The following is a 13448-nucleotide window of genomic DNA, read 5'->3' as shown; positions in this document are numbered from 1 at the left end:
GCTATTTATTTCTGAAGCCTTCGGCTATTTTATATCGTTTGTTTTCAAAATCTTTACTCAGTTGTTTTATCCAGTACTCGCGTGTCGCAATAAATACAATAGCTATTATCGCCATAACCGCAAAGCCGATATCGACACGGTGCAGCAGGTAAAACGGCAGGTAAATAACGTAAGGAAAAATTATTAAAGGGAAAGACAGTAACAATTGACTTGCACCAACACCCTCCCAGTTGAATGACGCCCCTTTGCTCAGATCGATACGCTTTTGGTTAAAATTGGCAAACCAAAGTACTACTGTTGTATTGATACCGATGTTCCATAAATACATTACAAAATGGATCATCACTACGCGCCAGCCAAAGTAGGCGTAAGGCAGCGTTAGGATAAACGCAACTGTTGATACAGCGGTGAAAAGGATGTATTTAGCCCGAAGGAAATCCTTAAACTTTACTTTGCTAACCAAAATCCCATCGAAATGTGCAGCCTGCCAGCTAAACATAAACTGCCCGTAGCTGATGATGAAGATACCGGTCATGAACATGCCAACAAAAACCTTCATGCTTTCGCCATAGGCTTTTTGCGTGTAAAAGATCAAACCGTAAAACATAAAGAACAAGCCCATGATAAGCGCGCTGCGAGGGCGCTTATTCCTGAGTATTAACTTGATCTCATTAGCCACCAGGTCTCCTATATGGCCAAATCTGCCAAAGAAAGGAATCTCTGTACTGCTTTTGCGGTCTTCGGCTTTTTTAGAGCTTAGCTCTTCCAGATAAAGATTAGCCTTTAAATAATAAAAGTTTACAAAGAACATCACCACTGCCAGCAACACCGGAACAACCACTAATACAGGCATCTTGATCAGGTTACCAAAGAACAAATTTGATACATGCTGAATTGAATATAAATGCCATATATAATCGCCGCAAACAACCAGAGAAAGCAATGCACCAACCACTAAAAAGATCCAGCCATTGAGGTTAGAGCGGCGTTTGATGTAAAGCGCGAGGTAGTTATTAAAAATAGAAAATGCGATAATGGATAACCAAACCGCCCATGCCACCATCGCACCATTTTCAGGCTCTATTATCTTTACGATGAACGGAGTAAATAAAATAATAGGCCACAAATTGAACACGGAGAAAATAGCCGTGAGTGCCAGGTAACCTACTATTTTGTTGCGCTTAATAGGTAGGTGCAGGTAGGGTTGAACTTTAAGAGTAGGTAGTTCCTGCAGCTGCAGGCGCATCACCAGGTCGTAAAGAAAATAAACCAGCAAGATGCCGCAAAAGGCAACAACCAGGTCGTCATGCGGAAAAAGTTCCTCTAAAAGCTTATCGAGCACAACGCCCAGGCCAATTACACAAGCCAAAAGGTAAAGGATCATCAAACCGAGGAAGATCTTTACGGCAATGCTTTTACCTGTATTTCTTGATCGCCAAAAAGATTTTAGCTCATGGTTAAAAAACGTGAGTATCATTAAAGAGTGTGTGTAAGGTGACGCAAAAAGGATTGCGGTGCTTAAGATACTAATAATTGTATCTGCTGCCCCATAATTTCTTTAAACGTTCTTTTGACTCGGCCTCTCGTGGATTGTTACCCGGCTCATAAATTTTAGTTCCGCGTATTTGCTCAGGAAGAAAATCAAGATCGGCAAAGTTGCCCTCATAGCTGTGGGCGTACTTGTAATTTTTACCATAACCAATATTTTTCATCAGCTTGGTTGGTGCATTTCGCAGATGCAAAGGCACGGATAGGTCGCCGGTCTCACGCACCAAAGACATAGCCGAACCAATGGCAGTAGTGGCAGAATTACTTTTAGCCGAAGTTGCCAGATAGATACAGGTTTGCGAAAGTATCAGCTGCGACTCCGGCATCCCGATCACCTGAACAGCATTAAAGCAGCTTTGAGCCAATAGCAAAGCATTAGGGTTAGCGTTACCAATGTCTTCTGATGCCAGTATCAGCATACGGCGGGCAATAAACAGCGGATCCTCGCCACCTGCAATCATCCGCGCCAGCCAATACACGGCGCCGTTTGGATCGCTGCCCCGCATAGATTTGATAAAAGCTGATATAATATCATAATGCTGTTCGCCTGCTTTATCATACAAGGCCATGTTTTGCTGCACATGCTCAAGCACCACATCATTGGTAAGCACAATTTTTTTACTGTCGATGGCGTTTACCAGCAGTTCAAAAATATTCAGCAGCTTGCGGGCATCGCCACCGCTGAGGCGTAACAAAGCTTCATGTTCTTTAATGGTGATGTTGCGTTCGCTCAGCACCACATCTTCTTTCATGGCTTTGGCAAGCAGGTCAAGCAGGTCTTGCTCTTCCAAGGCTTTAAGTATGTAAACCTGGCACCGCGAAAGTAAAGCCGATATCACTTCAAAAGACGGGTTTTCGGTAGTGGCGCCTATCAGCGTAACTATACCCCGTTCCACAGCGCCCAGCAGCGAATCTTGTTGCGATTTGGAAAAGCGGTGGATCTCATCGATAAACAGCACCGGCAGTACCTCGCCCTGTTCTTTAAGTACAGATGCTTTCTCTATCACCTCGCGCACATCCTTAACGCCGGAGTTAATGGCACTTAGTGAGAAGAATGGACGATATAGCGATTGTGAAATGATATAAGCCAAGGTGGTTTTCCCCACACCCGGCGGCCCCCAGAATATCATTGAAGGCAGAGCCCCGCTCTCTATAGCTTTGCGCAAAACAGCACCTTTACCTACAAGGTGTTTTTGGCCTACATAATCATCGAGAGATGCAGGCCTCATACGTTCGGCTAAAGGCGGCAGATTATTCATAATGGTAAAAGTCAGAAATAGAACCGCTAAATCCTAAAAAAGTTAGTAATTTTAAAATTCTTTATCGCGTCATTTTCTATTGTCCTAACAACCACATGCCTCAACAGTTTACACAGGTCAACTACTATCAACTTTGCGACGAGTTAGCAATTATGGACACTGACTTTGCAATGGTGATAAAACAACACGGCTACCCGCCGTTCTGGAGCAGGCCTAATACTTTTGAAACCCTGGTGCATATTATATTGGAGCAGCAGGTTTCATTAGCTTCAGCACTTTCTGCACTGAACAAACTGCGTGAGCGCGTTGGTGAAATTACGCAAGGCCGTGTATTGTTGTTAACTGATGCAGAAATGCGGGAGTGTTATTGCAGCAGGCAAAAAATGGCTTACATCAGGTATCTTGCAGAAGCTATACTGGGCGGGCAGATAAATCTTTCAGATTTTGAGCAAATGGAAGATGACGACATACGAAGCAGGCTAACTGCTTTAAAAGGCATTGGCAACTGGACGGTTGATGTTTACCTGATGTTTGCCTTGCATCATACAGATGTTTTACCAATTGGCGACCTGGCAATTGTTAACGCGATCAAACAATTAAAAAATCTGCAGAAAGATACACCTAAAGAAGATCTGCTAATTATTGCCGATACCTGGAAACCATACCGTACAGTTGCCAGCATGTTGCTATGGCATTTTTACCTGCAAACACGGAAGCCAAAAAGTAAAACCTGATCACTTTTTTACAGGCGTAATAAGTAAGGCACTTATTCGTTTAAGGTTGATTGAAACTTTTTAGTTAAAAAGCCGGTATAAAGGCACAAAAGTTTACTTTGCGTTAAAAAGATTAAGTGTTGACCCGGGTTCTGCGATGTTTTTAAGCTATTGTAAATCAGAAAACTAATTTTTAAGTTTGTTAAACGGTTAATTATTTACCATCTCCCCCTCAAAAATTACATGAGATATTCTTTACTATTGGTTATCCTTTTTGCTTTCAACCTTACTGCAACTGCGCAGTGGTATAAGCTTGATTTTAAAAAACATGTAAGATATTCTCAGATCGCTTCAACTAAATACAACGCTATGAAGCGGCTGATGGCTACCTATCCGGTTGTTACAAACAAAAAACTCGCACCGATACCTACAGTAATAAGTCAGTTACAATTAGAGGCAGGTGAAAGGGTAATTATGCGCGCTGCTCAACATAATATGCGCTTTCGTCAATACGGTGAAGCCAGTTACCGCTTTAGCGAATTGGCACAACTATATGTTAAAGCTAACCGCCTTTCTGAAGCCAAGTGGTACTATTTACAAAGCAATTTAATATCTCGCCAGCAAAATGATTACCCGCACACTATAAGTAACCTTATTTGCCTGGCCCTTGTAAAGGCAGACCTTGGCGACCTTACGCAAGCGCAACAAGACCTCACCGAAGCCCGTGAAATGGCGCGCAATGCCGGCCGCACCCAAGACCTGAAACTGGTTGAAGAAAAGTTAAAATTTTTGCAGACCAATAAAACGTGGCTTCCAAAATCAGAACTTAGATACGCAGATGCTGCTGAGACCACAGCCAAATCCAAATAACATACTGGCATTGTAACGATTGCGTAAAATGCAGGTCCTATAAAAAATCAAAGCAAACATTATTGTAATATTGTTTATTCAATATATTCGGGACGGCTATTAAGCTGTCTCTTTTTTTATAGTAGCATTTAAAACAGGCACAAGTATTGATGTTTAACCAGGTTCCCGATCTTAATAGTGTAAAAGATATGTTCAAGAAATTATATTTAATGCTGGTTTTAGCGGCTGCGCTGGCCTGCAATGCATCTCCATCAAAACCAGCTTACAAACCTTTAGGCCGAAATGACCTTAAACCTGATGAGCAGCAAAGTGTAGTTTTAACCTACGTTGCGAAGCTTATTACAGACTATAATTACAAAAAGGTTCCGCTTAACGATTCTATCTCGAACATTATTTTTAACAGCTACCTTAAGAAGCTCGATGAAAATCACAACTATCTTACACAGGGCGATATAAAAAATATTGACCAGTTCCGTAATATTCTGGATGATGATATTAAAGCAGGTAACCTCAATAGTGTATTTTATATCTTTAATATATTTCAGAAACGTTACAACGAATATGTAAACTTCTCAGTTGCTGAGTTAAACAAAAACTTTGATTTTACTAAGAACGAGACTTACACTTATGACAGGGACAGCTTGCCATGGGCAAAATCTGATGATGAGCTGCACGAACTTTGGGCAAAACGTGTTAAGTACGATCTGCTTAATTTAAAGCTTACCGGCAAAGACCTGGCGGCAAATAAAGTAACACTCAAGAAACGCTACACTAATATTCTTTCGCAATCTAACAAGTTATCCAACCAGGACGTGTTCCAAGCGTTTATGGATGCTTTTACCGAGGCGATTGACCCACATACCAATTACTTTAATCCATCAAATGCGGCTAATTTTAATATAGATATGTCGCGTTCGCTGGAAGGTATAGGCGCTTCGCTTTTAAGTGAAAATGAATATGTAACCATTAAAAGTGTAACACCTGGTGGCCCGGCCGATAGGAGTAAGCTGGTAAATGCTGATGATCGTATTATTGCTGTTGCGCAAGGTAAAACCGGCGAATGGCAGGACATTGTTGGCTGGAGAATAGATAACGCCATTGCATTGATCCGCGGCCCTAAAGGCACTGTTGTAAGGCTGCAATTATTAGCTAAAAGCGCTTCCCCAACTGCAAAGCCAAGGGTTATTGAGTTGGTTCGTGAAAAGATAATCCTTAAGGATATTTCTGCTAAGAAAGACATCCGCACTTATGATAGCAATGGTAAAAAGGTGAAGATAGGTGTGATATCTATCCCGGCTTTCTATCTTGACTTTGCTGATTACAAAGCAGGAAACCCTAACTACAAAAGCACCACTCGCGACGTAAAACTGATCTTAGACAGCCTGAAGAAAGAGAATGTTGATGGCGTTGTGATTGATCTTCGTCAAAATGGTGGTGGTTCTTTAATGGAAGCTATTGAATTAACTGGCTTGTTTATCAAAACCGGGCCTGTAGTACAGGTGCGTGATGCACGCAACCAGGTAGAGGTTGATAAGGATGAGGACGAAACAGTTAATTATACCGGCCCGTTAGCAATAGTTGTGGACAGGTTTAGTGCATCAGCATCAGAAATTTTCTCCGGTGCTATACAAGATTACGGTCGCGGACTGATCATTGGTACACAAACCTACGGTAAAGGTACCGTGCAAAACGCTATTGATCTTGATAAGATCATAGCGCCTACACTTAAGGATAAGCTGATGTCACTTACAGGCAAACAGAAAACGGTTGCCACCGGCAGCCAAAACAAATTTGGCCAGCTTAACTTAACTATAGCTAAATTCTATCGTATCAGCGGCAGCTCAACACAGCACAAAGGTGTAATACCTGATGTTCAGTTCCCGTCTATCATACCGCTTGATAAATACGGAGAAGATACCGAACCATCTGCACTTCCGTTTGATATGATCGCTAAAACAAGCTACACCACTGTTGGTAATTTCTCAACCGTGATACCTGAACTGCGCAAAATGCATGATGAAAGAATGGCAACAAGCCAAAGCTACAAGTACCTGCTTGAAGATATCCAGGATGCTAAAAAACAAGACGCTGAAAAATCAATAACACTTAACGAAGTTGACCTCAAAAAGCAAAGAGATGCAGACGAGCAAAAAGTATTTGAGCGTAATAATCTCCGCCGGTTAGCACTCGGGTTACGTCCGCTTAAAAAAGGCGAAGCAAAACCTAAGAACGAAGATCTTGACTTCCTACAAAAAGAAGCCGGTCAAATATTGACAGACTACATTACACTTGGAAATAAAACAGCGGTAGTTAACCCGTAAAATTATCATATACTAATAAAAAAAGGGAACTGCGTGCAGTTCCCTTTTTTTATATACACGGTCACGGTTGCAAACCTTAAATCGGTAATAATAAAATTATCCTTCAAGATTAACAAGGAAGCGCAATGTTTCAAAAAAACGCTATCTTCCGCCTTATAAATAACCTGTCACGTGTTAGTTAAGACCTTTGGAAGCGCAGTTTATGGGATACAGGCTATCACCATCACCGTTGAAGTAAATATTGCCGCGGGTACCAAGTATTTTATTGTTGGTTTGCCGGATGTTGCTGTTAAAGAAAGCTATTTTAGGATCGAGTCGGCATTGAAGAACTGCGGATACCGGATGCCACGCCAGCAGGTGGTGGTAAATATGGCCCCTGCTGATATCAAAAAAGAAGGATCCTCATACGACCTTACTATTGCAACCGGTGTTTTAGCTGCCTCAGGCCAGATAGAAGCGGAGGAATTAGACAAGTACCTTATCATGGGCGAACTTTCCTTAGATGGCGGCCTACAGCCAATTAAGGGTGCTTTACCTATTGCCATACAGGCACGCAAAGAAGGCTTTAAAGGTTTTATCCTCCCCAAGCAAAATGCCCGCGAAGCAGCCATTGTAAACGATCTCGAGGTTTACGGCGTTGAAAATATCAAGCAGGTTGCCGATTTCTTTAACGGTGATAACGCTTTAAAGCCCGAGGTTGTAAACACTCGCGAAGAGTTCTACGATAGCCTTGCCAACTATGACAGCGACTTCAGCGATGTACGCGGCCAGGAAAATATTAAACGTGCTCTCGAGATAGCAGCCGCAGGTGGCCACAATGTAATATTGATTGGCCCGCCGGGAGCAGGGAAAACCATGCTTGCCCGCAGGCTGCCTTCCATATTACCACCTTTAAGTCTGCATGAATCTTTAGAAACAACCAAGATCCATTCTGTTGCAGGTAAGCTTTCTACAGCAGATGCGTTGGTTACCACAAGGCCATTCCGGTCGCCGCACCATACGATAAGCGATGTGGCGCTCGTAGGTGGAGGCAGTAACCCGCAACCGGGGGAGATCTCTCTGGCGCATAACGGTGTATTGTTTTTAGATGAGTTACCCGAGTTTAAGCGTACGGCCCTTGAAGTAATGCGCCAGCCCTTGGAAGAACGCCGTGTTACTATTTCCCGGGCAAAGTTTACGGTTGATTACCCAAGTAGTTTCATGCTGGTTGCCAGCATGAATCCCTGCCCTTGCGGCTATTATAACCACCCGGAGAAAGAATGCATCTGCCCGCCGGGAACGGTACAAAAATACCTGAGTAAGATCTCCGGCCCGCTGCTGGATCGCATCGATCTGCATGTTGAGGTTACGCCTGTTAATTTTGATGAACTATCGGCAGAGCGGTTAGCCGAGAAAAGCGAACTGATCCGCGAACGTGTGGTAAAAGCGCGAGATCTGCAATCGCAGCGCTTCGGCAATAAGCCAGATCTGCATGCCAACGCACAGATGAGCCCGCAAATGGTGCGCGAGATATGTAAGATAAACGCTGCAGGCCAAACCCTGCTGAAACGGGCTATGGAGAAACTTGGCTTGTCCGCACGCGCTTATGATCGCATACTGAAGGTCGCCCGTACAATCGCTGATCTTGCCGGCAGCGAGGAAATACTACTGGAACACCTTGCCGAAGCGATACATTTTAGGAGCTTAGACAGGGAAGGCTGGGCGGGTTAAGTGTTCACGTTCATGCCATGAACAAGCGTGAACAAGCGTGAACACCCGTGAACACCCGTGAACACCCGTGAACGCTGACAGATTTTTGTCAGCCCTTGTTAAATAAATTTAACTAACACCATATCGCAGGCATAATCTTATTCAACAAAAAACCCGAACTTATTACAGCCCGGGTTTTTAAACAACAATAAATTTATAATTATCAGGTGTATTAAAACGGTAAGTCATCGGCGTCGTTACGGTAGCCGTCGGTTTCTGCTGTGCGGGCACCGTTGCGTGGTGCACCTTCGGTCTCAAAATCGGTTTTGCGGCCAAGCATCGTAAAGTTCTCAGCAACAACTTCTGTAGTGTATTTTTTGATGCCTTCTTTGTCTTCAAAAGAACGGGTACGTAATTTACCTTCAATGTAAACCAACTTTCCTTTTTGCAGGTATTTGGCAGCTACATCGGCCAATCCCCGCCACATCACAATATTATGCCATTCAGTTTGCTCTACTTTTCGGCCATCTTTATTAAAGGTTTCAGATGTAGCTAACGGAAAACTCGCAACTGCCACCCCACCCTCTAAATGCCTAATTTCAGGGTCCTTGCCCAGGTGACCAACGAGTATAACTTTATTAATTCCAGACATGCCATAAATTAACGGAGAATTATTTAGAAATTAAAAATATTTTTTATAAATATAAAAACACATTTAGGCATAGCGAGCTTCTCAAGATCATCAATATTGGCGTAAAACCAACCATCCTGTAATTTTTCAGGAAATTTGTCCAGTATCAAAAACCTGATGAATAATTGCTGATGAGTTAAAACATGCTTGATTACACCTGAATTGTCCTTTAAAATATTAGTTTTCCCAAATTTAGTCATTTCCGGTAGTTGAAGAACATCCATCGGTTCTAACAAAGCATTGGTTTCAACAAGCGGCAAATCATACATATTTGCCCAAATATCGCCGTCGCCACGCTTGTTCATCAGTACCGTTTTATCATCAAATATTAACAAATAGTTAAAAAATCTTTTCTTGATTTTAATAGTCTTTAACTTTACAGGCAAACTATTAATTGCGTTATGCTTAAAGGCCTCGCAGTGTAGTTTAACCGGGCATATCCCGCATGCAGGGTTCTTAGGCTTGCATAGCATTGCCCCAAATTCCATCATTGCCTGATTATGTAAAGCAGGCCGTTGTTTATCTAAAACATCATCGGCAATTTGCTGAAATAGCTTTTTACCTTTAGGAGAATTGATAGGCTCATCTACCCCAAAATACCTTGATAACACACGGTAAACGTTTCCATCAACAACAGCCCTTGCCTCGTTGGCAGAAAATGATGATATGGCTGCAGCGGTATATTCGCCCACGCCTTTCAGTTTTATCAGTTCATTGTAGGTGGTTGGGAATTTGCCATCATACTCTTCTTGCACCAATTGTGCAGTTTTAAGCATATTGCGGCCACGTGAATAATAACCTAAGCCTTGCCACAGCCGAAGCACCTCATCTTCAGATGCGGCAGCAAAATCTGTAACCGTTGGGTAGCGTTCTGCAAAGCGGTAAAAGTAGGGCATTCCCTGTTCAACCCGCGTTTGCTGCAGTATTATTTCAGACAGCCATATTATATAAGCATCGGTAGTATTTCGCCATGGCAAGTCGCGTTTGTGCTGCTGGTACCAGGCAATCAGTTGGGCACTAAAATCCATTTTATGCAAAGTAACAGTATATCACCGCTGTATCATAATTTGTTAGCTTAAATTGCGCTTTAAGCATGCCCTCAAAAAAAATCCGGCATTTATTTTAAGTTTTAATTTTAAAGCGATACTTTTGCAACCCCAAAACAGTTAAGTATTTATACAATTAAATAAAAGAAAACAGGATATGACCAAGGCAGAAATTATAGCTGAAATCTCATCTAAAACAGGTATCGAAAAAGTGGACGTGCAGGAAACTGTTGAGGCGTTTTTCAAGGTAGTTAAAACCTCAATGGTTGGTGGCGAAAACGTTTATGTAAGAGGTTTCGGCAGCTTTGTAGTTAAAAAAAGAGCTAAAAAAACTGCTCGTAACATTTCTAAAAATACTGCTATTATTATCCCGGAGCATTTTGTGCCAAGCTTTAAGCCAGCTAAAACTTTCGTAGAGAAAGTAAAAACCGGTAACAAATCTGCCAAAGCAAGCAAATAATAAGGTATGAGAACGAAACAAATAGTAGTTACTGTGGCAGTTATTGCTGTTATGGGCTATTTGTACGCGTTACCCGTTAAAGGTTTTTTAAAACCTAAAGAAAACAACACACAGGCAAGTGCCAAAATGTCGGCAGCAAAGCCTAAGGCAACACTTAGTGCCGAAGCTGTATCAGCTATGGCGAGGCAGGGTTTAGCACCCGCTCAGCTGCAGCAAATAAGCGTTCTTGAAAATAAGTTAAAAACTGCTGGTGATGCAGAAAAGGCTGCATTGCAAAAGCAATTGGCCAAAGCATGGGATGCGGCTAACCAGGCTGCTCCGGCGGGTTTCTATTATTTAGATCTGGCCCGCAAAACCAACGCTCCGGCAGATTGGATAGCAGCAGGTAACCGTTTCAACACGGCTTACAAGCTTACACAAGATACAACAGCGCAGGGCACTTATATAGTTAATGCTACTGAAGCGTTTAACCACGCCAACCAGTTGCAGCCCGATAACCTTGAGGTTAAAACAGGTTTAGGTACTGCATATGTAAACGGCGGCGGTATGCCAATGCAGGGTATTGCACTATTGCTTGATGTGGTAAAGAAAGACCCAACCAACCACGAGGCCTTACTTAATTTAGGTATGTTCTCGATGAAGAGCGGGCAGTATGAAAAAGCGGTTGAAAGGTTTAAAACCCTGATAGCGCAAAAAGAAGAGGTTGAGCCCTACTTTTACCTGGCAGAAAGCTATAAGCAACTGGGCCGTAAAGAAGAGGCTATTGCCGCTTACGAAAAATGTAAACAGTTAATGGGCGACCCGGTGGCCGGCCAGCGTATTGACGAGTACATAAAGGAATTAAAAAAATAAATTGATCACATAAAAACATTATTACTATGCCAAGCGGTAAAAAACGTAAAAGACATAAAATGGCTACTCACAAACGTAAAAAGCGTTTAAGAAAAAACAGACATAAAAAGAAATAAGCTTTCTCTTAACAGATCGCTTATATCCCGCCCTTGTGCGGGATTTTTCTGTGTGTTTTATCCACTTACTAACTTGCGGTGCAACTTTTATGATTGCGCCGCTTAAGAAATGGAGTAGCAATTGATAAAAGAATTAATTATCGATTCATCCCCCAACGGGGCTACTATTGCATTATTACAGGATAAACAACTTGTAGAACTCCATAAAGAGCAGATCACTAACAATTATACTGTTGGCGATATTTACATGGGCCGCATAAAAAAAATTATGCCGAGCCTTAATGCTGCTTTTGTGGACGTTGGTTACGAGAAGGACGCCTTTTTGCATTATCTTGATCTGGGGCCTCAGGTACAAAGCCTGATAAAGCTTACCAAGCAAGTACGTAGCGGTGGGTATCAATCGAAGCTTTTGGATAACTTTAAGCTTGAGGCCGATATTAATAAGGCCGGCAAGATCTCTGAAGTGTTATCTAAAGGAATGCTTGTACCGGTACAAATAGCCAAAGAGCCTATTTCAACAAAAGGCCCGAGGCTTAGTTCCGACCTGTCAATAGCGGGCCGTTATGTTGTACTGGTGCCTTTTTCTGAGGTAATATCTATCTCCAAAAAAATCAAAAGCAACACGGAGCGCAACCGCCTGCGTAAGGTGGTTGAAAGCATTAAGCCCAAAAATTTCGGTGTTATTATTCGCACCGTATCAGAGGGCAAGGGTGTGCAGGAACTGCAAAAGGACCTGTTAGACCTGATCTCTAAATGGGAAACCTTTGCAACCAAGCTGCACAGCACAGAACCTTCTAAGAAGATTTTGGGCGAAATAGGCCGTACATCTACCATCCTAAGGGATATTTTAAACCCCGACTTTCAGCATATTCATGTGAACGAGCAGAGTATGTATGAAGAGGTGAAATCATATATCCACGAGATCTCCCCGGAGATGGAGAACATTGTACGCCTGCACAAGCACAAGGATGTGATATTTGAGCACCATGGTATCGAGAAACAGATCAAATCTGCCTTTGGCAAAACTGTTAACCTTGCCGGTGGCGCTTACCTGGTTATTGAGCATACCGAAGCACTGCACGTTATTGACGTAAATAGTGGTAACCGTACTGCCAATAAAGAGAACCAGGAGGAGAATGCTTTCCAAGTGAATAAAGAGGCTGCACGTGAAATTGCACGCCAGCTGCGCCTGCGCGATATGGGCGGTATTGTGGTTGTTGATTTTATTGACATGCACAAGCCTACCAACCGTAAAGAGCTTTTTGATTATTTAAAGGCCGAAATGAGCCACGACAGGGCTAAGCACACCATTTTGCCACCGAGCAAATTTGGTTTAGTGCAGATAACACGCCAGCGCGTGCGCCCCGAAATGAATATCGTTACCAGCGAGGTTTGCCCTACTTGTAACGGTACGGGCACCATACGGCCAACCATTTTGCTTTTAGATGATATTGAAAACAACTTCAATTACATACTTGAAGAGCAAAACGAGAAAAATATTACGCTTTGTGTACACCCATACATTGAGGCTTACATCAAAAAAGGCATATTCAACCGCCAGATGAAATGGTATTTCAAATATGGCCAATGGATAAAGGTAAAAAGCAATCCGGCTTACCAGATAACCGAATTCAGGTTTTTCTCAAGTAAGGACGAAGAAATAAAGCTATAGTATTGATGTGCTACCCCAATAACTATTGGGGTATGCAGATGAAGGAAAGAGCAGCCGTTTTAGAAATGGCTGCTCTTTTTGTTTGTAATAACTGTTCTCGCCCCTCATGTGCCGAATTTTTTCACATCCCACGCGCTGAGATTGTAAAATATGGTTTGAGGCAACGATAGTCTCGCGTCCAACGTCATGCCGAATTTATTTCGGCATCCCA

Annotated in this window: 11 protein-coding genes; 7 read left to right on the top strand and 4 right to left on the bottom strand. The window is 42.5% G+C overall.

Features of this window, described 5'->3' with window-relative positions; all coding sequences use genetic code 11:
- Nucleotide 1: 1 nt before the first annotated feature.
- Both INP83_RS04565 and INP83_RS04560 read right to left on the bottom strand, forming a co-directional pair.
- On the bottom strand, nt 2–1477 hold the full coding sequence (locus tag INP83_RS04565; RefSeq protein ID WP_219126468.1) for a DUF5687 family protein: 1476 nt from the start codon (nt 1475–1477) through the stop codon (nt 2–4).
- A 49-nt stretch (nt 1478–1526) separates the two neighbouring features.
- Nucleotides 1527–2807, bottom strand: coding sequence for a replication-associated recombination protein A (locus INP83_RS04560; protein WP_219126467.1), 1281 nt, complete (start codon nt 2805–2807; stop codon nt 1527–1529).
- Between the two features lie 95 nt (nt 2808–2902).
- Between INP83_RS04560 and INP83_RS04555 the strand changes: the two genes are divergently transcribed.
- From INP83_RS04555 to INP83_RS04540, 4 genes are all read left to right on the top strand, one after another.
- Nucleotides 2903–3541 carry a DNA-3-methyladenine glycosylase gene (locus INP83_RS04555; RefSeq protein WP_219126466.1) on the top strand — a complete coding sequence of 213 codons (639 nt, stop codon included), beginning with the start codon at nt 2903–2905 and terminating at the stop codon, nt 3539–3541.
- Between the two features lie 222 nt (nt 3542–3763).
- Nucleotides 3764–4390, top strand: coding sequence for a hypothetical protein (locus INP83_RS04550; protein WP_219126465.1), 627 nt, complete (start codon nt 3764–3766; stop codon nt 4388–4390).
- Nucleotides 4391–4578: 188 nt separating this feature from the next.
- On the top strand, nt 4579–6711 hold the full coding sequence (locus INP83_RS04545) for a carboxy terminal-processing peptidase (RefSeq protein WP_219126464.1): 2133 nt from the start codon (nt 4579–4581) through the stop codon (nt 6709–6711).
- 171 nt (nt 6712–6882) lie between these two features.
- Nucleotides 6883–8421 (top strand): YifB family Mg chelatase-like AAA ATPase, encoded by a 1539-nt coding sequence (locus tag INP83_RS04540; RefSeq protein WP_219126463.1) that lies wholly within the window; start codon nt 6883–6885, stop codon nt 8419–8421.
- A gap of 211 nt (nt 8422–8632) precedes the next feature.
- Here INP83_RS04540 and INP83_RS04535 read toward each other — a convergent pair whose 3' ends face one another.
- Together INP83_RS04535 and mutY are read right to left on the bottom strand one after the other, a co-directional pair.
- On the bottom strand, nt 8633–9052 hold the full coding sequence (locus INP83_RS04535) for a single-stranded DNA-binding protein (RefSeq protein WP_146269320.1): 420 nt from the start codon (nt 9050–9052) through the stop codon (nt 8633–8635).
- 23 nt (nt 9053–9075) lie between these two features.
- Nucleotides 9076–10119 (bottom strand): A/G-specific adenine glycosylase, encoded by a 1044-nt coding sequence (mutY, locus tag INP83_RS04530; RefSeq protein WP_146269321.1) that lies wholly within the window; start codon nt 10117–10119, stop codon nt 9076–9078.
- Nucleotides 10120–10294: 175 nt separating this feature from the next.
- Here mutY and INP83_RS04525 point away from each other — a divergent pair, with 175 nt between their 5' ends.
- The 3 genes from INP83_RS04525 to INP83_RS04515 all read left to right on the top strand — a co-directional run bounded on the left by INP83_RS04525 (nt 10295) and on the right by INP83_RS04515 (nt 13237).
- Nucleotides 10295–10597 (top strand): HU family DNA-binding protein, encoded by a 303-nt coding sequence (locus INP83_RS04525; protein ID WP_146269322.1) that lies wholly within the window; start codon nt 10295–10297, stop codon nt 10595–10597.
- A 6-nt stretch (nt 10598–10603) separates the two neighbouring features.
- Nucleotides 10604–11449 carry a tetratricopeptide repeat protein gene (locus INP83_RS04520; protein WP_146269323.1) on the top strand — a complete coding sequence of 282 codons (846 nt, stop codon included), beginning with the start codon at nt 10604–10606 and terminating at the stop codon, nt 11447–11449.
- Nucleotides 11450–11686: 237 nt separating this feature from the next.
- The gene (locus INP83_RS04515) at nt 11687–13237 is read left to right on the top strand and encodes an Rne/Rng family ribonuclease (RefSeq protein ID WP_146269324.1); all 1551 of its coding nucleotides are present in this window, start codon (nt 11687–11689) and stop codon (nt 13235–13237) included.
- The last annotated feature ends 211 nt before the right edge of the window (nt 13238–13448 follow it).

Origin of the sequence: Mucilaginibacter sp. 21P, assembly GCF_019331605.1 — a bacterium.
GTDB classification, from domain to species: Bacteria; Bacteroidota; Bacteroidia; order Sphingobacteriales; family Sphingobacteriaceae; genus Mucilaginibacter; species Mucilaginibacter achroorhodeus.
The sequence above is the reverse complement of the archived record's forward strand: the minus strand, read 5'-3'. Positions and strand labels throughout refer to the sequence as shown.

Bases quoted from the DNA above. Each gene is read 5' to 3' on its own strand.
- INP83_RS04535 (WP_146269320.1), bottom strand. From the start codon at position 9,052: ATGTCTGGAATTAATAAAGTTATACTCGTTGGTCACCTGGGCAAGGAC.
- INP83_RS04555 (WP_219126466.1), top strand. From the start codon at position 2,903: ATGCCTCAACAGTTTACACAGGTCAACTACTATCAACTTTGCGACGAG.
- INP83_RS04550 (WP_219126465.1), top strand. From the start codon at position 3,764: ATGAGATATTCTTTACTATTGGTTATCCTTTTTGCTTTCAACCTTACT.
- INP83_RS04520 (WP_146269323.1), top strand. From the start codon at position 10,604: ATGAGAACGAAACAAATAGTAGTTACTGTGGCAGTTATTGCTGTTATG.
- INP83_RS04565 (WP_219126468.1), bottom strand. From the start codon at position 1,477: ATGATACTCACGTTTTTTAACCATGAGCTAAAATCTTTTTGGCGATCA.
- INP83_RS04525 (WP_146269322.1), top strand. From the start codon at position 10,295: ATGACCAAGGCAGAAATTATAGCTGAAATCTCATCTAAAACAGGTATC.
- INP83_RS04560 (WP_219126467.1), bottom strand. From the start codon at position 2,807: ATGAATAATCTGCCGCCTTTAGCCGAACGTATGAGGCCTGCATCTCTC.
- INP83_RS04545 (WP_219126464.1), top strand. From the start codon at position 4,579: ATGTTCAAGAAATTATATTTAATGCTGGTTTTAGCGGCTGCGCTGGCC.
- mutY (WP_146269321.1), bottom strand. From the start codon at position 10,119: ATGGATTTTAGTGCCCAACTGATTGCCTGGTACCAGCAGCACAAACGC.